Raw genomic sequence first — 21,114 nt, 5'->3', positions numbered from 1 at the left:
TGCCGGCGCGTTATCTTGTCACTGCTTAAAAGGCGTACTTGTGCCGTTGTGTGCAGCGCAGCGACAATAGTAGCGCGGATCGAGAACTTTCACCGCCTGTACGCGGTCAAGACCCGCATTTCTTTAACTTCTGATGTGACGCGATCGGAGCATGGCCAATATCTTAGTGTTCGACTCCGGCATGGGTGGGTGGTCCGTGCTGGAGGCCTGTCGAGCGCATGTGCCGGGTCAGCATTGGCACTATCTTTGCGATAACGCCGCGCTGCCTTATGGCACTAAACCGGACGCCTGGCTTACCGAGCGTATTCTGGCGGTGGTCGGCACGGCCTGCGCCGAGCTTCGGATCGAGCTGGTGATCATTGCCTGTAATACCGCAAGTACTTTGGCGCTCGAGGCGCTGAGGGCGCGGCTTTCCGTGCCCGTAATCGGGACCGTGCCCGCGATCAAACCCGCGGCCGAGCAGGCGCTCGGGAAACCGCTTGCGCTTTTGGCAACGTCTGCCACACTGTCGCGCCGCTACACTCAGACCCTGATCGAGCGTTTTTCAAGCCGCTCGATCGTGCATCCGGTCAATGGCGATGCGCTGGTGTCTGAAGCCGAATCGTTCATGGCCGGTGACGCCGTTTCTGCGTATACGCTCAAGGCCGTGCTCGCGCCCTTGCAGGCCATCGAAGACCTACATGGTGTTGTCCTCGGCTGTACGCATTTCCCGCTGTTGACGCCGCAACTTCGTCTGATTCTGGGTGACCACATTATCTGGTACGACAGCGGGGCTGCGATTGCCCGGCGTGTCGAGGCGTTGTTGCCGCCTGGCCCGCGCAGTGACGCTGAACGAGTGTCGGTGTATGCAACCGATGCCGAGCGCTCGACCGTAAGGGCCGTCTGTCGTCGGTCCGGTCTGGGCCCTCCATGCGCTCTAAAGCTTTCTGAACCCTGTTTGATGTTTTTCGATTGAGGTTATTGTCGTGCCCCTTCCCCAAGTTGACCCCGGCCGCTACGAACAACAGCTCGCTGAAAAAGCGGCGCGCATCGAGGCCCTGTTCCAGCCGTTCGACCCGCCCGAGCTCGAAGTATTTGCCTCCCCGGACGCCGAATACCGGATGCGCGCCGAATTTCGGATGTGGCACGAGGGAGACGATCTTTATTACGCCATGTTCGAGGTCGACCCGCTTGATCGTGGCAACAAGACGGTCGTACGGATGGACCAATACCCGGTCGCGAGCCGACGCATCAATGAACTGATGCCGCAGCTTGTCGACGCCGTTCGCGACAACCCGGTTCTGCGGCACAAGCTGTTTCAGGTCGAATTCCTGACCACGCTCGACGGCGAGGCGCTGATTACACTGGTCTATCATCGAAAGCTTGGAGACGACTGGACAGAGCAGGCCCGCGCGCTCGAAACAGCCCTCGATGCGGCCATCATCGGGCGCTCGCGGAAGCAGCGCCTGGTGCTGACGCGCGATTATGTGACCGAGCACCTCACCGTCGATGGCAAGACCTTTCACTACCAGCAGGTCGAGAATAGCTTTACACAGCCCAACGCCCGCATCTGTGAGCGCATGCTTGAGTGGGCGCGTTCGGTGACGACATGTGAACGTGGCGCCGAGGCAAACGGTGATCTGGTCGAGCTCTACTGCGGCAACGGCAACTTCACGATTGCGCTTGCCGATAAGTTCAGGCGCGTGCTGGGCACTGAAATTTCGCGCACCTCGGTGGCCTCGGCCCAGGTCAATATTGCGGCCAACGAGTGTGAGAACGTATACGTGGCACGCATGTCGAGCGAAGATTTCGCTCAGGCGCTTTCCGGTGAGAAGACCGGGCGTCGCGTCAGCGAGATGGCGCTGGACACCTATCAGTTCACCACGGTGTTAGTCGATCCCCCACGTGCGGGTCTTGATGAGGCAAGCTGTCAGGAAATCGCCCGATTCGAGCGCATTGTTTATATCTCCTGCAATCCCGACACCCTGCGCGATAACCTCGATGCGCTTTCAAAAACGCACCGTATCGAGCGGATGGCGCTGTTTGATCAGTTTCCCTATACCGATCACTGCGAATGCGGCGTTTTGTTGATTCGGCGCTAGACCCCATGTCGCCTTGTTATAGGTCATGATAAATCGAATCAATGGTGGGGCTTGACGCTGGTCTGTATTAGGCTGAGGGACATCGCGTGATACACGCACCCACAAGCCCTATCGAGGTGACTGATGCAGCATGTCCTGGGGAAAGACAAGGAAGAGTTTTTCAAGGATCTCGAGTCGCGTATTCGGGAACGACTCCCGGCCGATAAGGCCGAGGATGTCGTCTCCTTCGCTCGGGATTATTACGCCACCATGCCGCTCGACGATCTGTCCGAGCGGCGTATGGACGACATCTACGGCGCGACCGTCTCGCTTTGGCATTTCATTCGGGCCAACGACCCGAATTCGCCGAAGGTTCGAGTTTATAACCCGAACTTCGAAAGCCATGGCTGGCAATCGACTCATACGGTCATCGAAATCCTCCAGCACGACATGCCGTTTCTGGTTGACTCGGTGCGTATTGAACTCAATCACCGCAACATCACTGTTCACGCCATCCACAACTCGGTGCTCGATGTCGAGCGTGACGCGCATGGCCAGCTTGAGTCACTGACTCGGGCCACGCGTGAAGAGGCAGAAGAGGGCGTGTCGCGGGAATCGGTCATCTACATCGAGATCGATCGTCACAGCAACAACGAAACGCTTGATGATCTGGCGGAAAGTCTTGAAGCCGCGCTCGATGAAGTGCACTGCGCCGTTGATGGCTTTGAAGCCATGCGCGAGCAGGTGTACAAGGCCATCGAGGAAACGCGCGATCGACACCCGAGTGACATCGACCAAAAAGACGCCGATGAAGCCTGCGCCTTTCTTGAGTGGATGCTTGAAGACCGCTTCACGTTTTTGGGGTATGAGGCCTATGACGTGGTGCGCGATGACGACGACGTGCCCCGCCTTGAAAAGGTTGAGGGCTCTGAGCTCGGTGTGCTGACGCTGGACAAGCCGCATTACAGCGAAGCGCCACCGAAGAACCCGGACATCGATCAGCGAAGCGCTGAATACGTGCTGATTCCGGAGCTGGTTTCGTTTGCCAAGAGCGCCTTCCATGCCCGGGTCCATCGCCCGACCTATCCCGATTACATCACCATCGAGCGCTTCGACGACCAGGGGCGCGTGATCGGTCAGCACCGCTTCCTCGGGCTTTATACGCTTTCGGTCTACAACGAATCGCCGCGCAACATTCCGGTGCTTCGCCGCAAGCTCGATACCGTCATGCGTGAAGCCGGGGTCAATCCCAAGGGCCATAACGGCAAGCAGCTGCTTCAGATTCTCGAAATCTTCCCGCGCGATGACCTGTTCCAGATGTCGGTGCCCGAACTCTGCGAGACGGCCATGGGGATCCTGAGCATCCGCGAGCGTCGCCGGGTTCGGCTGTTCATTCGCGAAGACCGGTTCGGCAAGTTCTACTCCTGTTTGGTGTTCGTGCCGCGTGATGTGTTCTCGACCGACCTTCGCGTCAAGATCCAGGAAATGCTGTGCGAGCACCTCGACGCCTCGTTCGGCGATTTCAATACCTATCTGTCGGAGTCGGTGCTGGCGCGCATTCAGCTGATGCTGCGCTTCAATGGCGACGAGCCGGCGGAATACGACCTCAAGCAGCTCGAGAAGAAAGTGGTCGACCTGGCGCGCAGCTGGCGAGACGAGCTCTACAGCGCCATGGTTGAAAGTATGGGCGAAGAGCAGGCCAACGAAATGATGGGCCTGTATCAGGATGCGTTCCCGCCGGGCTATCGGGACGATTTCAGCCCGCGCGCTGCCGTGCTCGACATCAACTACATCAGTGAAGTCGAAGAGGGCGCGCCGGTCGCGATGAGCATCTATCGCCAGGCCGAGGAAGACAATCAGGGCGTCAACCTGAAGCTTTACAACAAGGCGCATCCGGTGCCGCTGTCGGATGTGCTTCCGCTGCTTGAAGACATGGGCCTTCGCGTGCTGGGCGAGCGACCCTACGGCATCGAACGCACCGATCACCCCTATTGGATTCACGATTTCGATCTCGAACGACCCAAGGATACGCCGGTCGATCTGCACAAGATGCGCGACACCTTCAAGGATGCGTTCACTCGTGTCTGGACCGGTGAAGCCGAAAGCGACCCGTTCAACCGATTGATCATCGCCGCCGAGCTCAACTGGCGGGAAGTGGCGCTTCTGCGTGCGTACGCCCGCTATCTGAAGCAGGTGCGCTTCGGGCTGTCCCAGCTCTACATCGCCAACACCTTGACCAACTACCCGGGCATTACTCGCAAGCTGGTGGCCCTGTTCCAGGTGCGTTTTGACCCTGAAGTCGAAGACCGGGACGAAGCCTCGCTGGTCGAGGACATCGAAGGCATGCTCGACGACGTCGCAAGCCTGAACGACGATCGACTGTTCCGGCGCTATGTCGAGCTGATTCAGGCCTCGCTTCGCACCAACTTCTATCAGACCACCGACGATGGTCAGCCCAAGGATTATATTTCCTTCAAGCTCGAAACCAGCAAGCTGCCCGATGTACCGAAGCCGCGGCCGCAGTTCGAGATCTTTGTCTATTCGCCGCGAATGGAAGGGGTTCACCTGCGCGGTGGCAAGGTCGCCCGCGGGGGCATGCGCTGGTCCGACCGCTTTGAGGATTTCCGCACCGAAATCCTGGGTCTTGTTAAAGCCCAGCAGGTCAAGAATGCGGTCATCGTGCCGGTGGGTGCCAAGGGTGGCTTCGTCTGCAAGCGATTGCCCGACAGTGGCGACCGTGACGCGATCCAGAAGGAAGGCATCGCCTGCTACAAGACGCTGATTCGAGGCATGCTCGACATCACCGACAACCTGGTCGATCAAAAGGTCACGCCACCCAAGCAGGTCGTGCGCCATGACGATGATGACCCGTATCTGGTTGTCGCGGCGGACAAGGGCACAGCCACGTTCTCCGACATCGCCAACTCGATTTCCGAGGAATACGGCTTCTGGATGGGCGATGCATTTGCCTCCGGCGGCGAGCATGGCTATGACCACAAGAAGATGGCGATCACCGCGCGTGGCGCATGGGAATCGGTCAAGCGTCACTTCCGTGAGCTCGGGCATGACACCCAGTCCAGCCCGTTCAGCGTGCTTGGCATCGGCGACATGGCCGGCGACGTGTTCGGCAATGGCATGCTGCTGTCCGAGCAGATCGAGCTGGTGGCGGCGTTCAACCACCGCAACATCTTTATCGACCCGAACCCGGACGTCAGCGCCTCGTTCAAGGAGCGCAAGCGCCTGTTCGAACTGGCTCGGTCGAGCTGGGACGACTATGACACCGATCTGATCTCGGACGGCGGCGGCGTGTTCTCGCGTGACGCCAAGTCGATCACGATTACCGAAGAAATGAAGGAACGCTTTGGCATCGAGGCCGACCGGCTTTCCCCGGTGGAGCTGATCAAGGCGTTGCTCAAGGCTCAGATCGACCTGATCTGGAACGGCGGCATCGGCACCTACATCAAATCCAGCGCGGAAACGCATGCCGACGTGGGCGACAAGGCCAACGACGCGCTTCGCGTCAACGGCAACGAGCTCGGCTGTCGCGTGATCGGTGAAGGGGGCAACCTCGGCGTGACGCAGCTTGGCCGTCGTGAAGCTGCCATGCATGGTGTGCGCGTCAATACCGATTTCATCGACAATGCGGGCGGTGTGAACTGCTCTGACCATGAGGTCAACGTCAAGATTCTGCTCGATGACATCGTGGCCTCCGGCGACATGACCGACAAACAGCGCAACTCGCTGCTTGAGAACATGACGGAAGAAGTCGCGGATCTGGTCATTCTGGACAACTACCGCCAGACCCAGGCGCTGTCGCTTGCCAGCAAGATGAGCCGCGACAATCTGGCCCCGTACAAGCGCTTTATTCACGCGCTTGAACGCGAGGGCCTGCTTGACCGTGAGCTTGAAGGGCTGCCAAGTGACGAGATGCTCGATGAACGTGCGGCGCAGGAAGAAGGGCTGACCCATCCGGAGCTGTCGGTGCTGATCTCCTACGCCAAAAGCGATCTGAAAAGCGCACTCAACAAGACCGACATCGCCGAAGACCCCTACATCGAAACGTTCGTCGAGAACGCGTTCCCGGCAACGCTCAAGGAGCGCTATCCGGATCAGATGTACGCCCACCGCCTCAAGAAGGAGATCGTGGCGACACAGGTGGCCAACGATGTGGTCGATCACATGGGCATCGCCTTCGTGCGTCGGATGATGGAAAGCACCAGCAGCGGCGCCGACGATGTGGTCAAGGCCTACGTCATGGCGCGCGATGGCTTTGAACTGCCTGAGCTGTGGGAAAGCATCGAAGCGCTCGATTATGACGTCTCCAGCGAGATCCAGTACGACGCCATGCGGGATCTGATGGAACTGGTTCGCCGGTCCACGCGCTGGTTCCTCCAGCACGGCAACAGCGGTTTGCCGGTGCAGGATGTGGTCAAGCGCACTTCCTCGAAGCTCAAGGAGCTGCGTCAGGAAGTCGGCGATCATCTGCGCGGCGACGCGCTCGAGCAGTTCGAGCAAAAACGCGAACGCTGCCTCGACAACGGTCTGCCCGACGAAGTGGCGTCAACGATCGCGGCGATCGATCACCTTTATGCAGGGCTTGGCATCATCGAGGCCTCGCGCCAGAACGACAGCTCCCTCGATCGAGTGGCACGGGCGTACTACCTCATCGGTGAGCGGCTCGAGCTGCCCTGGATGATCGAGCAGGTTCAGAACCTCGAGGTCGAGGATGGCTGGGAAGCTCTGGCCCGCGAAGTGCTGCGTGACGACATGGATCGCCAGCAGCTAACGCTGACCAAGAGCGTGCTGAGCGCCGACGACGCGCCTGAAAACGTCGAGGAGCGCGTGAAGTGCTGGATGGAACGTCATCAGCGCCACGTCCAGCGCTGGTGCCATCTGCTCGAAGAGGTCAAGGCGGGCACCCAGCTTAACTTCGCCCTGTTCGCCGTGGCGCTTCGCGCGCTGACGGCGCTGGCCGAAGACAAGTAATCTCCTGGCCCAAAACGCAAATCGCGTCCGGTATACTGGGCGTCGATATGCGAAGTGAACAACGGCGCTCATGTGAGCGCCGTTTTTATTGAACGGGAAAATGAGGCGGGTATGGCGGAGGTATCGGCACTTTATATCTATCCGGTGAAGTCGATGGCGGGCGTAGCGCTTGAGTCGGCCGAGCTTACCCGGGAGGGGTTGGCGCTCGACCGACGCTGGATGGTCATCACTGAGACGTCGGGTCAGTTCATGTCCCAGCGGGTCTGTCCGGCAATGGCCACTCTCACGGCGTCCGTTGTGGGTGAGTGCCTTGTGCTTTCCGACGCCCGAGGCGAGACGTTTGAGCTTTCGACGACAGCCCATGGCCCAACGGTCGAGGCGACGCTCTTCAAGGAGCGGGTGACGGGCATCGACCAGGGCGATGAGGTGGGGCGCTGGCTGACCGAGCGGCTGGGGGCGCACAAGGGGGAAGCGCTCAGGCTCATTCGGGTGCCTGAGAACAATCAGCGCCGGGTTGAGCCCGATGTTTTGAAAGCCGACGAAGTGCACCGTACCGGGTTTGCCGATGGCTTTCCCTTTCTGGTGGCGTTCGAGGCCTCGCTCGAGGCACTCAACGCGCGCATCGGCGTAGAATCACCCCTTTCGATGAACCGCTTTCGGCCCAACATCGTGCTGAAGGGTCATGAGCTGGCCGCCTGGAGTGAACACGGCGTGACCGGCGTTGCCGCCTGCCACGGCCAGTACGTTCTCAGGCTGTGCAAGCCGTGCAAGCGCTGCAAGATCACAACGGTCGATCAGGCGCTCGGCGTGGTTGCTGGAAAGGAGCCACTCAAGACGCTCGCGACAATGGGCAACGTCGACCAGACCGGGGCCTTTTTCGGTGAAAATGCTGTGCTTGAACACGGCGCGGGTTATGTGATCAACGTGGGCGACGCCATTGTGCTTGATGGGGGAGGCCAGTAAGGTGTCGGCAGCGTCATCTGCGGGTGTACGATAAAAACGCCAACCCTTTGGCCCGAACAGTGAGGAAGTCATGAACGTGCGTTATTTTCCATGGATGCTGGGCGCCGGCATGTGCGTATTGAGTGCGGCGACACCGGTGTTTGCCGACAGTCCGGCCCTTGAGCGAACCGAGCATGCCGCGAGTCAGGTTGATGTCTCGGGCTATTTGAAACCGTCCAGTGACGCCATGAGTCAGACCATCTTTCTGGGCGATCGCCCCGTGGATCACGACTTCGACGTTGCCAAGGCCGGAGACTACCGAATCAGCAGTCAAAGCTTCCCCGGTGAAAGCGGCAACTACCGTATTTCGGCGGTGCTCAAGAACGCAGACGGCGATGTGCTGGCACGCGATGAGGGCTCCGATGACTCGAGTGGTTTCGACATCGCGCATCATCTGACGCCCGGTAAATATACCGTCACGGTTACCGGCCAGCGCTTCAGCCCTGCCCGTGATGGCAATCAGTCGGTCACGGTGTGGGTCCGCAACATGGCGTCAAACGACGGGCGCACTCAGGGGCTTTCCGACAGTAACCGGGTCGCGCGTCTGGCGCCGGCGGCTACAGCGGCTTCGTCTGCGGCCGTGGCGTCTTCCAGTTCGGTGTCTGAACGCTCTGGTGAGGCGGGCGCGCCGTCAGCAAGTGCCCCCGAGGCCGCCTCCGTCGAGCGCGAGCGCGCGAGCGCCCCTGTTCAGTCAGAAGGTGCGCAGCCTGCGAATGCCGAGGCAGAGCCCGCGCAGCGCACCATCGTTCGCGAAGTGCCGATTCGAACCAACGGCGATGTGCTCAAGTTCGAAGTCGTCAAGGCCGGTCAGGTGCACGTCGAAAGCGCCACGTTCGGCGGTTACCGTGGCACTTACCGCCTCAAGGTGCGTCTGCTCGACCAAAACGGTCGCGTGGTGGCCGAGGATGCCGGCACCGGGGGCGATGGCGATTTCGATCTGACGACCCGTCTCGAGCCCGGTGTCTATACCGTTCACGTCGAGGGTCAGAAGTACGGCTCGGCGCACTCCGGCACCAACTCCTTCACCTTGCGCATTCGTCAACAAGACGCGTCCTGACAGGGCGTACCCGGGGCCGGCTCGATGATGACGTCGGGCGTTCGGCCCCGTATACTCCAGCGCTCGTTCATTGAACCGAGAGTTTCCCGCCATGTATTCGCTGGCACGCCCCTGGCTATTTCGTCTGGACCCTGAAGTCGCGCACGGTCTGACCCTGTCGATGCTCGATCAGGCGCATCGTTTCAACATGAGTCACCGTCTGGCAGGCGTCGAATCTGACGGTGCGCCGGTCGAACTCATGGGACTGCGCTTTCCGAACCGAGTCGGGCTGGCCGCTGGCCTCGACAAGAATGCCGATCATCTGGATGGTCTCGGCGCGCTCGGCTTCGGGTTCGTTGAAGTTGGCACGGTGACGCCCAGACCGCAGGCGGGTAACCCGAAACCCCGACTGTTTCGGTTGCCAGAGCGTCAGGCGATCATCAATCGAATGGGGTTCAATAACGCAGGCGTTGCGCATCTGGTGCGCCAGGTCGATGCCAGCCGCTACGACGGCGTCATCGGCATCAACATCGGCAAGAACCTCACCACCGAGGTCGAGGACGCTGTCCACGATTATTTGACCGCCTTGAACGCGGTTCATGGCAGTGCCGACTACGTTACGGTCAATATCTCATCGCCCAATACGCCCGGGCTTCGAACGCTTCAGTTCGGCGATCATCTGGACCGCTTGCTGGGTCAGCTGCGCGAGCAGTGCACTCGACTGGACCAGGCGGCCGGCCGACGAGTACCGCTGGTGGTCAAGATCGCGCCGGACATGACTGATGAGGAAGTGGTACTGGTTGCACAGTGTCTCAAGGCGCAGGCGATCGATGGGTTGATCGCGACCAATACCACCGTCGATAAAAGCACGGTGGCAACGCTTGAGCACGGCAGTGAGCAGGGTGGGCTGTCTGGTGCTCCGGTGCGCGAAGCATCAACGCGGATCATTGAACGATTTCGCTCGGAGTTGCCTGACATGCCGATCATCGGTGTGGGCGGGATTCTCTCAGGCGCAGACGCGCTCGAAAAGCGTCGGGCCGGGGCCGATCTCGTCCAGCTTTATTCGGGGTTGATCTATCGTGGGCCGGAGCTGGTTGGAGAGTGTCGTCGCGCACTGGGTGAGTGATCAGCGCGATTAATGACGCAGGTCAGGCCGTGCTGTGCAAGTGCGCTTAACGCTTTGCAAGTGCACTCAACAAGAAAGGGCCCGCTGACAGGCGGACCCTTGTTTGGCGTTCACTTGCGTGCCGGTGTACGAGTAGAGGTTCAGGGAATCAATACGCCATCGGGGTTTTATGAATACCGGAAATACCGGTCATGCCGGACCACTGGTCACCTCGGCCCTCACGCCAACCGCTCATCCACTGCTCGCGAATGTTGACGTCCTGGCTCGGGCAATAATCTTTAGACCGTCCGGTCACACCGACCTTGTAGCCCTGGAAAAAAGCACGCTGTAGCCGATCTCGTTTCTGACGTTTCATCGGATAACCTCTTGTGTCACCAAGAAAGTGATCGCCTCGGGGCGATCGCGTGGTTCGTCGCGACTTGCGTTTGGGTAGCTACCTCTTTCATCTTTAGCGAAAATGATAACCAGTGTCGAACATTAAATTGTCATATGAATATGCCCGTTTACTTCTTTTTGTAATATACGTGCGGTCGACATCGATAAACCCTTTCTTAGCCGGTAACTTAGCACCATGACATCAGACGCCTCGATCGACTCTAACACTTACTGCGTGACCTGCCCCTGGGGGTTGGAATCACTGCTGTCCGATGAACTGACCGCATTGGGCGCAACCGTTGAGCGTACAGCGCCTGCGGCGGTCTTTGCCCAGATGGCGCAGGCAACGCTCTACAAGGCGCTGCTCGGCTCGTACCTGGCCAATCGAATCATTTTGGTGCTTGCCCATGGCGACGCCGTGACCGGCGATGACCTGACAGCGCTCAGCCGTCAGATTCCATGGGAAAACGTCCTGCTGCCCGGGCGGCGCATTCGCGTCGATTTTCATGGCAAGAGTGATGAAGTTCGACACACCATGTTCGGCGCACAAAAGATCAAGGACGGCGTCAATGACCGCTGGAGCGCGCATTTCGACGAGCGCCTTGAGGTCGATCCCAAGCATGCCGACAGCCGAATCTACGCCCATTTTCATCGCGAGCGTTTGATGATCGGCCTCGATATGGCCGGAGACAGCCTGCACCTTCGCGGCTACCGGCTTGATGGCGGCCAGGCCCCGCTCAAGGAAAATCTGGCCGCAGCGCTTCTGGTGCGGGCGGGCTGGCCGACGCGGAGCGAGGAAGACACCTTGCTCGACCCGCTGTGTGGTTCGGGGACGCTGGTGATCGAGGCTGCGCTGATGGCGGCCCGAGCCGCCCCCAACGCGTTTCGGGAGCGGTTTGGCTGTCTCGAGTGGGCAGGCCATGACGCGGCGCTCTGGACCGAGATCGTGACTGAAACGCGGGCCAGCACCTCGCGTAATTTAAAGCGCGCCCGATTCACGCTGCACGGCGCTGATCGCGATCCTCGTGCGGTCGAGGCCGCCCGTACAAACGCCAAGCGCGCCGGGGTCAGTCACCTGGTAACGTTCGAGCGCGGTGCGCTTGCCGAGTGGACACCGGATCGGCTCGAGGAACGCAGTGGCTGGATAATGACCAACCCGCCTTACGGCGAGCGTATCGGTGACGTGCCCGAACTGATTCCGCTGTATGAAACACTGGGGCAGTTGGCCAAGGCGCTCGGAGAGCACTGGCAGCTGGCGGTCTTTACCGGCAACCCCGAGCTTGGCCACCGCATGGGGCTCAAGGCCGACAAGCGCTACAGCTTTCGAAACGGCGCGCTCGAGTGCAAGCTGCTTCTGTGCTCCGTGCGCCCGCAGCCTGTCCAGACGGACGGCGCGGCTCAAAAAGCCGAGACGCCCCGCCTGCGCCTGAGCGAGCAGGCGCAGATGTTTGCCAATCGGCTGATCAAGAATCGCAAGCAGCTCTCGAAGTGGGTTCGCACGAAGGAGATCGGCTGCTACCGGCTGTATGACGCCGATATGCCCGAATTCGCGGTGGCCGTGGATATCTACGGCGATCACGTGCACATCCAGGAGTACGCCCCGCCCAAGAGCATTGATGCGGCTCAGGCCGAGCGCCGGTTGCTGGACGCCGTCAGCGCCGTGACGCAGGTACTCGAGGTGGCGCCTGAAAACGTCCACTTGAAGACCCGCAAACCCCAGAAAGGCCGCGAGCAGTATGAGCGTCAGGGAAAAAGCCGTCACAGCGTGATCGCAACCGAAGGCCCCGCGCGATTCAAGCTCAACTTGAAGGACTTTCTGGATACAGGGCTTTTCCTGGATCACCGTCCGGCCAGACGCTGGCTGCGCGAGCACGCCGACGGCGCGCGCGTGTTGAACCTGTTCTGCTATACGGCCACCGCGACGGTGCATGCTGCTCTCGGCGGTGCCCGGTCGTCGGTCAGCGTCGACATGTCCAATACCTACCTGAGTTGGGCGGAAGAGAACTACCGTCTGAACCGATTGGATTTGAGGCGCCACGTGCTCGAGCGCGCTGACTGCTTCGAGTGGCTCTCAAGTGCCCGGGCTCAATTCGATGTGATCTTCATGGATCCGCCGACGTTTTCGAATTCCAAGAAAATGGCCGGGGTGCTCGATATTCAGCGCGATCATGGTGAACTGATCAAGCGGGCGATGGCGCGGCTGGCGCCGGGCGGGGTGCTGCTGTTTTCAAACAATCTTCGCCGCTTCAAGCTCGATGAAGCCATTGAGCGGCAGTACTCGGTGACGCCCGGTGGGGCCTCGATGCTCGACCCGGACTTCAAGCGCCGGCCGAACATTCATCACGTGTTCTTCATTCGTCACGGGTCGAGCAGTGAGAGCTGACGCATGGCGTCCTGCGCTTCCGGCGTGTGGTCCTGGGTTTCCAGGACCTTCTTGAAGTGGCGCGACAGCTGAATATGATCGATGTCTTCCACCCACAGCATGGCCTGGTCGTAGCCGTCGGCGAGCATATGCTTCAGGCCGCCGAACTGCGTGCCGATCTGGCCCCAGGCGCGGGTGACGATCCAGTCGCCGAACATGTCCTGATGGACATGCACCAGCACGTAGTCATGTTCATTTTCCCAGCGAATAATCACCCAAGTCACTCCACAGGGGCGGGCCGTCAGCGGGTCGCCATCGTCGTTTTGATTATAACCGTCTGAATTGTAACTTCATTGTCGGCCACTCTAAACCCTGAGCTGCCGGCACACCGATTCAAGCCTGCGCATGCAAAGGATAACCCCATGAACATCATCGCCGATCAGAACATGCCCGGCATCGAAGCGACCTTCGGGCGCCATGGTCATGTGACTCGTGTGGATGGCCGCCACGTGAGCCGAGACCAGCTTTTACACGCCGATGTGCTGCTGGTGCGTTCGGTGACGCAGGTCGACCCGGCGCTGCTTGAGGGGACGCCGGTTCGGTTTGTCGGTTCGGCCACGATAGGCACCGACCATCTCGACCTCGAGGGCTTGCGCGCCGCCGGTATCCCTGCGGTGCACGCGCCGGGCTGCAACGCGGAAGGTGTGGTGGACTACGTGCTCTCGAGTCTGTTGCTTGCGTGTCAGCGCGAGCAGTGTCAGATCAGCGATAAGACCATCGGGGTGGTCGGCGCCGGGCAGGTTGGTGGGCGGCTGGTGGCGCGCCTTGAAGCGCTTGGGCTTTCCGTATTGGCTTGCGACCCGCCCAGGGCCGAGCGGGAAGGCGATACGGAACACTTTGTGACGCTTGATGAGCTTTTGGCGCGCTGCTCGGTGATTTGCTGTCATATGCCACTCGTTCGTGACGGTGCCCATCCGACCCATCATCTGCTGGGCGCGGCGCGCATCGAGGCACTTTCGCCTGGAACCTGGCTTTTGAACGCAGGGCGGGGCAGTTGCATCGATACGGCCGCGCTTGGTGCGCGTCTTGAGCGCGCGGGAGATCTAACGGTCATGCTGGATGTGTGGGAAAACGAGCCAGATATCGATGACGCCCTGCGTCAACGGGTCGATCTGGCCACGCCGCACATCGCGGGCTACAGCCTCGAAGGCCGTCTTCGTGGCACGATGATGCTGTATGAAGCGTTTACGGAGTGGGCGGGTGTCACGGCCGAGGTCGAGCTTGCCGATGTACTGGCGCCCCCCGTGGTGGCCACTCTGGGTGTCGGGCAGGCTGAGGCGTCGCCCCAGAGGCTATGGCAGGCGCTTTCACACGCCATCTTTGATGTGCGCCGGGATGCGGATCTTTTTGACCGCTACTGCCGACGCCTTGGTGTGGCTACAGGCTTTGATCGCTACCGCAAGGAGTATCCAGAGCGCCGGGAGTTCGGGTCTACCGTTGCCTATGGGTCGCGTGAGCAGGCGGACTCGATTCGTGCGCTCGGGTTTCAATGGGTGGACGACAGCTTATAAAAACGACCCATTAAAAAAGCGCCCCGAAGGGCGCTTTTTCACGAGGCGTGTTGCCGGATTACTGACGGTATGCGGACTCTTTCAGCGCATTGATGCGCTGATCCAGCGGCGGGTGGCTGGCAAAAAGCTGCTCCATCAGTTTGCGGGTCTGGCCGGTGGTAATGGCAAACGCGGTCAGACTTTCCGGCATCTGGTCGGGCAGCTCGTGTTCACGCTTCAGGCGCGAAAGGGCGTTGATCATTGCACCGGAGCCGGCCAGACGGGCACCGGCGGCATCGGCCCGGTATTCACGCCAGCGCGAGAACCAGGCAACGATGATCGAGGCGGCGATGCCGAACACGATCTCGAGCACAAACACCACTGCCATATAGCCGAAAAAGCCCAGACCACCGCCTTCGTCGTCACGACGCAGGAAGCTGTCGATCAGGTGGGCGGCAATGCGCGCGAAGAACATCACGAAGGTGTTCAAGACGCCCTGAATCAGCGAGAGAGTCACCATGTCGCCGTTGGCGACGTGGCCGATTTCATGGCCGATAACCGCGCGCACTTCTTCCTGTCGCATGTTATTGAGAAGGCCTGCAGAAACGCACACCAGCGCGTCGTTCTTGTTCCAGCCGGTGGCGAAGGCGTTGGACTGCTGCGCCGGGAAAATGCCGACCTCGGGCGGTTTGATGCCTGCGCCCTGGGAAAGCTCGGCTACGGTATCGACCAGCCACTGTTCGGTGGCGTTTTGCGGCTGGGTGATGATGTGGGCGCCGGTGCTGCGCTTGGCCATCCACTTTGACATCAGAAGTGAAATCAGCGAGCCGGCCATGCCGAAGACAAAACAGAAGATAAGCAGGCTTGTCAGGTTGATGCCCGAGCCCTGCAGATAGCTTTGAACACCCAATAACTGGAGTGTCACGCTGGCAACCAGCACGACAGCCAGGTTGGTGGCCAGAAACAGTACAATCCTCATCATGGCGAGGAGCTCCTTTCGATCACGGTCAAGGACGAAGGCGTGTGCGCGCCTTGTAGCAGACTATCCATTTAGTAAGACTATCTGTTTAGATAAGGCGCGTCACAAAAGGTTTCAAGCGGTCATTAAGCACCGCTTTAGGCGTCAGCGACGCCGGGCAAGAAAGCGTCCGAGGCGGTCGATGGCTTCCTCGAGCTGATCCACCCAGGGCAGGGTCACGATCCGAAGGTGATCCGGTGAGGGCCAGTTGAATGCGGTGCCCTGAACCAGCAGCATCTTCTCTTCAAGCAGCAGGTCGAGCACCAGTTTCTGATCGTCTTCGATGGCGTAAACCTCGGGGTCAAGCCGTGGGAACATGTAGAGCGCGCCCTTGGGCTTGACGCAGGTGACGCCTGGAATGGCGGTCAGTTTTTCCCACGCCATGTCACGCTGCGCAAGCAGCCGCCCGCCGGGCAGTATCAGGTCATTGATCGACTGATAGCCGCCAAGTGCGGTCTGGATCGCGTTTTGTGCCGGCACATTGGCGCACAGGCGCATCGAGGCCAGCATGTTGAGGCCTTCGATGAAATCCTGGGCGTGGCGGCGCTCGCCGGAAAGGATCATCCAGCCGGAGCGAAACCCGGCGCAGCGATAGCTCTTCGAGAGCCCATTCATGGTGATCACGAACACATCGTTGGCCAGAGACGCCGTCGAGGTGTGTTCGGTGCCGTCGTAGAGAATCTTGTCGTAGATTTCATCGGAGAACACGATCAGACCGAACTCACGGGCAACGGCCAGAATGTTTTTAAGTACGTGGTCGCTGTAGACCGCGCCGGTCGGGTTATTGGGGTTGATCACCACAAGCGCCTTGGTGCGCGAGGTGATCTTGGCGCGAATGTCCTCGACGTCCGGCTCCCAGTCGTTTTCTTCCCGGCAGGCGTAGTGCACGGCGTGGCCGCTGGCCATATTGGTGGCGGCGGTCCAGAGCGGGTAATCCGGCATCGGCACCAGCACTTCATCGCCGTCATCCAGAAGCGCCTGCAGCGAGATCGTGATCAGCTCCGAGACGCCGTTGCCGATGAAGATGTCCTCGACCCCGACGCCTTTAATGTTCTTGCGCTGACATTCCTGCATGACCGCCTTGCGCGCCGAATAAAGCCCTTTTGAGTCGCTGTAGCCCTGCGCCGTCGGCAGGTTTCGCATCACGTCCTGAAGGATTTCCTCGGGCGCTTCGAAACCGAACGGTGCCGGGTTGCCGATATTGAGCTTGAGGATTCGATGGCCCTCATCTTCGAGCCGTTTGGCGTGCTCAAGGACGGGCCCCCGAATGTCGTAGCAGACGTTGTCGAGCTTATGGGACTTGCGGATCGGGGTTGGCATGGAATGTCGTTCACAAGTTGATGGCTGGAATCGAACGCGCGGTACGCGTTAAGTCAGCATACCGCGATCATTTGCGCCAAAAAAAGAGTCAGTCGCGCTTCTGTGCCGCGTCGCCCTGTTCGGCGGCCTTGGCGGCTTCCCGCTCGGCTCGAAGCTCCTCGAGCGATCGAATGTCTTCCGGACCCTCAAGCGTCAAGCGCCCGAGCGTGCCATGGCGAAGCTCGTGCAGGAGTACCTCGGCGCCGCGGTGCAGATCGAGTTCACCGCCGCCCTTGAGCCCACCGCGCCTTCGCGCGATGGCGGCCACCACCGCATCGCCACTTTCAAGCTCTGCGTCCTTGAGCTTGTAGCGGGCCTTGAGGGCCTCGGGGTAACGCTTCAAGAGCTCGCCGGCCGTTACCGTGCCGACTTCGACGTAATCAAGTGCGGTGTCTCGAATGGCGCCGCTGGCGGCAAGGCGAAAGGCGCTGTCCTGATCCTCGATCTTGGGCCACAGCACCCCCGGTGTATCGGTAAGCGCGATGCGATTGCCGATGCGAATCTTCTGCTGGCGCTTGGTGACGGCAGGCTCATTGCCGACCTTGGCGATCTTGCGGCCGGCGAGGCCGTTGATCAGAGTCGACTTACCAACGTTTGGAATGCCCATCACCATCACGCGCACATCGCGGTCTTCGCGAATGTGGCCGGCAAGTTCGGTGCAAAGCTTGGCAATTGGCTTCAGCTCGCGGGTTTGGGTGGTGGTGATGGCCAGCGCCCGGGTGTCCGGCTGGGCATCGAAATGATCGGTCCACTCGCGGGTGCGCACAGGGTCGGCGAGATCGGCGCGGGAAAGGATCTTGAGTACCGGCTTGTGCACCGTCAGTTCGGCAAGCATCGGGTTGGCGCTGGAGTAGGGCAGGCGCGCATCGAGGACTTCGATGACAACGTCGATTTCAGGCAGCGCCTCCTTGATCTGGCGGCGCGCTTTGTTCATGTGTCCGGGGAACCAGCCCAGCATAACGTGTCCTTTGAATTGCTCATTGAAAAGGGCAGATCGATGCCGGGCATGGTACCAGAGTTTCACGAGCCGCCGGATTATTCCAGCGGCCGATCCCTATTCTGCCGGGTGGCCTCATTCCGCCGGATGATAGTCGAGTGCGACCGAATTGATGCAGTAGCGAAGGCCGGTGGTGTCGTGCGGCCCATCCGGAAATACGTGCCCCAGATGCGCGTCACAGCGCCGACAGGTCACCTCGATACGGCGCATGCCGTGAGAGGTGTCGTGGTGTTCCTCGACGGCGGCATCGGCCAGTGGCCGGTCGAAGCTCGGCCAGCCGCAGTGCGATTCGAACTTGTGCTCGTTTTCAAAAAGCGGGGCGTCGCAGCAGATGCAGTGATAGATACCGTGGCCCGGCGTGACTTGATAGTCGCCGGTGTAGGGGCGCTCGGTGCCGGCTTCGCGGGTGACGTGGTACTGGGCGTCGTTCAACTGCTCACGCCACTGTTGTTCGGTTTTTTTGACCTTGTCCATGCAAAAGACCTCGTGTAGTGCGTCGGAGATGATGGTCGAGCCGTGACGAAAAGGACGTAGGTACCGGGCGGTGCGGCCTGGTGCTAACGTCAGGCGCGTTCCTGGCTCTTGGTGTAAGAAGAGTATGGTCACTGATTTGAAAGACTTAAAGTGATGAAAGTGTTGACACCAGAGTGGCCCGTGGGTAATATGCGCGCCACTCGATGAGCCGAGAGCCACGTCCCATTCGTCTAGTGGTCTAGGACACCGCCCTTTCACGGCGGTAACAGGGGTTCGAACCCCCTATGGGACGCCAACTTGAAGCTTGAGAGTTTGGATCTGCGGGAATAGCTCAGTGGTAGAGCATCGCCTTGCCAAGGCGAGGGTCGGGAGTTCGAATCTCCTTTCCCGCTCCAATGTGTCCCATTCGTCTAGTGGTCTAGGACACCGCCCTTTCACGGCGGTAACAGGGGTTCGAACCCCCTATGGGACGCCATCCAGATCCAGGTCAAAACAAGCGGGAATAGCTCAGTGGTAGAGCATCGCCTTGCCAAGGCGAGGGTCGGGAGTTCGAATCTCCTTTCCCGCTCCAATGCGTCCCATTCGTCTAGTGGTCTAGGACACCGCCCTTTCACGGCGGTAACAGGGGTTCGAACCCCCTATGGGACGCCATCTTGACCAGCGCCAGTTCGACCAGCTTAAGCATGCGGGAATAGCTCAGTGGTAGAGCATCGCCTTGCCAAGGCGAGGGTCGGGAGTTCGAATCTCCTTTCCCGCTCCAGCCGGTCACTCCTCTTGTACTGTGCGAAAGCATGCGTAAGAAAGGCACCCGCCCTCAAGCCGGGAACTATTTGACCCCATAGTTTTGATCTCATTGGCAGATGCCGAGACCGCGCCTTTTAAAGCATGGTTTGCGTGCTATCCTTTGGACCCATCGTATTTCGATAGGCTATCCGTCACGCGCAGTCAATCAAGGGAGAACGTTTCAGCGTAGGCTGCCCACCTTATCCTCCCCGGCGTGTGATGTGCGCTCGACTGAACAATAGGATGTTTTCATGGCCGAACCGGCACTTTCCATCCGTGGACTGACCAAGGTCTACGGAAATGACTTTCATGCGCTGAAAGGCATCGATTTAAACGTTCCCCAGGGCGATTTTTTCGCCTTGCTCGGCCCCAACGGCGCCGGAAAGTCCACGACGCTTGGCATCGTCTGCTCGCTGGTCAACAAGACCGCAGGGCAGGTCAAGGTGTTCGGGGTCGACATCGACACCAACTTTTCGCTGGCCAAATACCACCTGGGCGTCGTGCCTCAGGAGTTCAACTTCAATCAGTTCGAGAAGGTCTATGACATCGTGCTGACTCAGGCCGGCTACTACGGCATGCCGATGCGCGAAGCGCGCCCGCGGGCGCGTCAGCTTCTTGAAGACCTGGGGCTCTGGGACAAGCGCGACAACGTCGCCCGGATGCTCTCCGGTGGGATGAAACGGCGCCTGATGATTGCGCGCGCGCTGATTCATCGCCCCAAGCTCCTGATTCTCGATGAGCCCACCGCCGGGGTCGACATCGAGCTTCGACGAAGCATGTGGGAGTACATGCGTCGGATCAATCGGGAAGAGGGCACCACCATCATCCTGACCACGCATTATCTGGAAGAAGCCGAGAACCTGTGTCGCAACATCGCGATCATCAATCACGGTGAAATCGTCAAGAACACCACCATGCGCGAGCTTCTGGCCGAACTCGACACCGAAACCTTCATTCTCGATGTATCCGGGCCGGTCGAGGCGCTGCCGGATATAGAAGGTCTCGAGCGGGTGGCTCACGACGACAGCCAGCTGCAGCTCTCGGTCAAGAAAGGTCAGCGTTTGAACGACGTGTTCAAGGCGCTCAACGACGCACACGTTGACGTTGTGTCGATGCGCAACCGAGCCAACCGGCTCGAGGAATTATTCGTCAATCTGGTCGCCGAACAGAATCAGGCAGGGGAGATTCGCTCATGAGCATGCGACAGATCTGGGTCGCGTTCTTTACCATCGTGACCAAGGAAATCCGCCGATTCATGCGGATCTGGCCACAGACGCTTCTGCCGCCGTCGATTACCATGACAATGTACTTCATTATCTTCGGCAACCTGATCGGTGCCCGCGTTGGCGAAATGGACGGCGTGCCCTACATCGATTACATCGTGCCGGGGCTGATCATGATGTCGGTCATTACCAACAGCTACTCGAACGTCGCGTCCTCGTTTTTCTCGAACAAGTTCCAGCGAAGCGTCGAGGAAATGGTGGTGTCGCCGATGCCGGACTGGGTGATCCTGCTGGGCTTTATCGTCGGTGGTGTGGCGCGCGGGCTGGCGGTCGGTGCGATTGTCACCGGCGTGTCGCTCTTTTTCACCGACGTTCAGGTGCATCACCCGTTTCTGACCATGCTGGTGGTTCTGATGACGGCGGTGCTGTTCTCGATCGGTGGGTTCATCAACTCGCTGCTTGCGAAGAAATTCGATGACATCTCGATCGTGCCGATCTTCGTTTTGACCCCGCTGACCTATCTGGGGGGCGTGTTCTATTCGATCCACACATTGCCCGAGATCTGGCAGAACATCTCGATGATCAATCCGATCCTCTACATGGTGAACACGTTCCGTTACGGCATTCTGGGCGTGTCCGACATCAACGCCGGTGGCGCGATCGCCGCGATTTCCATGTTCATCGTTGTTTTTTACATCTTGGCGCTGTGGCTTCTGAAGCGTGGCCAGGGCATTCGAAGCTGAGTTAACGCAAGGAACGTTCT

General features: G+C 59.8%; 16 protein-coding genes and 6 tRNA genes. 16 read left to right on the top strand and 6 right to left on the bottom strand.

The window, feature by feature from the left end:
- The first annotated feature begins 151 nt into the window (after positions 1-151).
- The 6 genes from murI to NAT49_RS09855 all read left to right on the top strand — a co-directional run bounded on the left by murI (position 152) and on the right by NAT49_RS09855 (position 10,210).
- Positions 152-955, top strand: a complete 804-nt coding sequence (murI, locus tag NAT49_RS09880) for a glutamate racemase (protein ID WP_251593705.1) — start codon at positions 152-154, stop codon at positions 953-955.
- 10 nt (positions 956-965) lie between these two features.
- Positions 966-2,081 carry a tRNA (uridine(54)-C5)-methyltransferase TrmA gene (trmA, locus tag NAT49_RS09875; protein ID WP_251593703.1) on the top strand — a complete coding sequence of 372 codons (1,116 nt, stop codon included), beginning with the start codon at positions 966-968 and terminating at the stop codon, positions 2,079-2,081.
- A 123-nt stretch (positions 2,082-2,204) separates the two neighbouring features.
- The gene (locus NAT49_RS09870) at positions 2,205-7,046 is read left to right on the top strand and encodes an NAD-glutamate dehydrogenase (protein WP_251593701.1); all 4,842 of its coding nucleotides are present in this window, start codon (positions 2,205-2,207) and stop codon (positions 7,044-7,046) included.
- Between the two features lie 111 nt (positions 7,047-7,157).
- Positions 7,158-8,009, top strand: a complete 852-nt coding sequence (locus tag NAT49_RS09865; RefSeq protein ID WP_251593699.1) for an MOSC domain-containing protein — start codon at positions 7,158-7,160, stop codon at positions 8,007-8,009.
- A 70-nt stretch (positions 8,010-8,079) separates the two neighbouring features.
- Positions 8,080-9,105 carry a hypothetical protein gene (locus tag NAT49_RS09860; protein WP_251593697.1) on the top strand — a complete coding sequence of 342 codons (1,026 nt, stop codon included), beginning with the start codon at positions 8,080-8,082 and terminating at the stop codon, positions 9,103-9,105.
- Between the two features lie 91 nt (positions 9,106-9,196).
- Positions 9,197-10,210: a quinone-dependent dihydroorotate dehydrogenase gene (locus NAT49_RS09855; RefSeq protein ID WP_251593696.1), complete on the top strand. Its 1,014-nt coding sequence runs from the start codon at positions 9,197-9,199 to the stop codon at positions 10,208-10,210.
- Between the two features lie 148 nt (positions 10,211-10,358).
- Here NAT49_RS09855 and rmf read toward each other — a convergent pair whose 3' ends face one another.
- Positions 10,359-10,565 carry a ribosome modulation factor gene (gene rmf, locus NAT49_RS09850; RefSeq protein ID WP_251593694.1) on the bottom strand — a complete coding sequence of 69 codons (207 nt, stop codon included), beginning with the start codon at positions 10,563-10,565 and terminating at the stop codon, positions 10,359-10,361.
- Positions 10,566-10,781: 216 nt separating this feature from the next.
- Between rmf and rlmKL the strand changes: the two genes are divergently transcribed.
- Positions 10,782-12,968 carry a bifunctional 23S rRNA (guanine(2069)-N(7))-methyltransferase RlmK/23S rRNA (guanine(2445)-N(2))-methyltransferase RlmL gene (gene rlmKL / locus NAT49_RS09845; protein WP_251593692.1) on the top strand — a complete coding sequence of 729 codons (2,187 nt, stop codon included), beginning with the start codon at positions 10,782-10,784 and terminating at the stop codon, positions 12,966-12,968.
- Here rlmKL and NAT49_RS09840 read toward each other — a convergent pair.
- Entirely contained in the window at positions 12,944-13,222 is a 279-nt protein-coding gene (locus NAT49_RS09840; protein ID WP_251593685.1) for a hypothetical protein, read from the bottom strand. The genes rlmKL and NAT49_RS09840 overlap by 25 nt on opposite strands.
- Before the next feature lie 147 nt (positions 13,223-13,369).
- Between NAT49_RS09840 and pdxB the strand changes: the two genes are divergently transcribed.
- Entirely contained in the window at positions 13,370-14,518 is a 1,149-nt protein-coding gene (gene pdxB / locus NAT49_RS09835; protein ID WP_251593683.1) for a 4-phosphoerythronate dehydrogenase PdxB, read from the top strand.
- 58 nt (positions 14,519-14,576) lie between these two features.
- Here pdxB and htpX read toward each other — a convergent pair whose 3' ends face one another.
- The 4 genes from htpX to msrB all read right to left on the bottom strand — a co-directional run bounded on the left by htpX (position 14,577) and on the right by msrB (position 18,345).
- A complete protein-coding gene (htpX, locus tag NAT49_RS09830; RefSeq protein WP_251593682.1) occupies positions 14,577-15,479 on the bottom strand; it encodes a protease HtpX in 903 nt (300 codons plus the stop codon).
- Positions 15,480-15,620: 141 nt separating this feature from the next.
- Entirely contained in the window at positions 15,621-16,835 is a 1,215-nt protein-coding gene (locus NAT49_RS09825; protein ID WP_251593679.1) for a pyridoxal phosphate-dependent aminotransferase, read from the bottom strand.
- Between the two features lie 88 nt (positions 16,836-16,923).
- Positions 16,924-17,832 carry a ribosome biogenesis GTPase YlqF gene (ylqF, locus tag NAT49_RS09820; RefSeq protein WP_251593677.1) on the bottom strand — a complete coding sequence of 303 codons (909 nt, stop codon included), beginning with the start codon at positions 17,830-17,832 and terminating at the stop codon, positions 16,924-16,926.
- Positions 17,833-17,946: 114 nt separating this feature from the next.
- Positions 17,947-18,345, bottom strand: coding sequence for a peptide-methionine (R)-S-oxide reductase MsrB (msrB, locus tag NAT49_RS09815; RefSeq protein ID WP_251593674.1), 399 nt, complete (start codon positions 18,343-18,345; stop codon positions 17,947-17,949).
- 219 nt (positions 18,346-18,564) lie between these two features.
- Here msrB and NAT49_RS09810 point away from each other — a divergent pair.
- The 8 genes from NAT49_RS09810 to NAT49_RS09775 all read left to right on the top strand — a co-directional run bounded on the left by NAT49_RS09810 (position 18,565) and on the right by NAT49_RS09775 (position 21,094).
- Positions 18,565-18,640: transfer RNA gene (locus NAT49_RS09810), tRNA-Glu, on the top strand.
- Between the two features lie 25 nt (positions 18,641-18,665).
- Positions 18,666-18,740 (top strand) — tRNA-Gly (locus NAT49_RS09805).
- A 4-nt stretch (positions 18,741-18,744) separates the two neighbouring features.
- Positions 18,745-18,820, top strand: a tRNA-Glu gene (locus tag NAT49_RS09800).
- Positions 18,821-18,841: 21 nt separating this feature from the next.
- Positions 18,842-18,916 (top strand) — tRNA-Gly (locus tag NAT49_RS09795).
- Positions 18,917-18,920: 4 nt separating this feature from the next.
- Positions 18,921-18,996, top strand: a tRNA-Glu gene (locus tag NAT49_RS09790).
- 34 nt (positions 18,997-19,030) lie between these two features.
- A tRNA-Gly gene (locus NAT49_RS09785) sits at positions 19,031-19,105 on the top strand.
- Positions 19,106-19,379: 274 nt separating this feature from the next.
- A complete protein-coding gene (locus NAT49_RS09780; protein WP_251593673.1) occupies positions 19,380-20,324 on the top strand; it encodes an ABC transporter ATP-binding protein in 945 nt (314 codons plus the stop codon).
- Entirely contained in the window at positions 20,321-21,094 is a 774-nt protein-coding gene (locus tag NAT49_RS09775; RefSeq protein ID WP_251593670.1) for an ABC transporter permease, read from the top strand. Before NAT49_RS09780 ends, NAT49_RS09775 begins: the two co-directional genes overlap by 4 nt.
- The last annotated feature ends 20 nt before the right edge of the window (positions 21,095-21,114 follow it).

Source organism: Larsenimonas suaedae (assembly GCF_023712105.1).
Taxonomy (GTDB): domain Bacteria; phylum Pseudomonadota; class Gammaproteobacteria; order Pseudomonadales; family Halomonadaceae; genus Larsenimonas; species Larsenimonas suaedae.
Note: the sequence above shows the minus strand (reverse complement) of the source record. Positions and strands in the feature narration are given on the sequence as shown.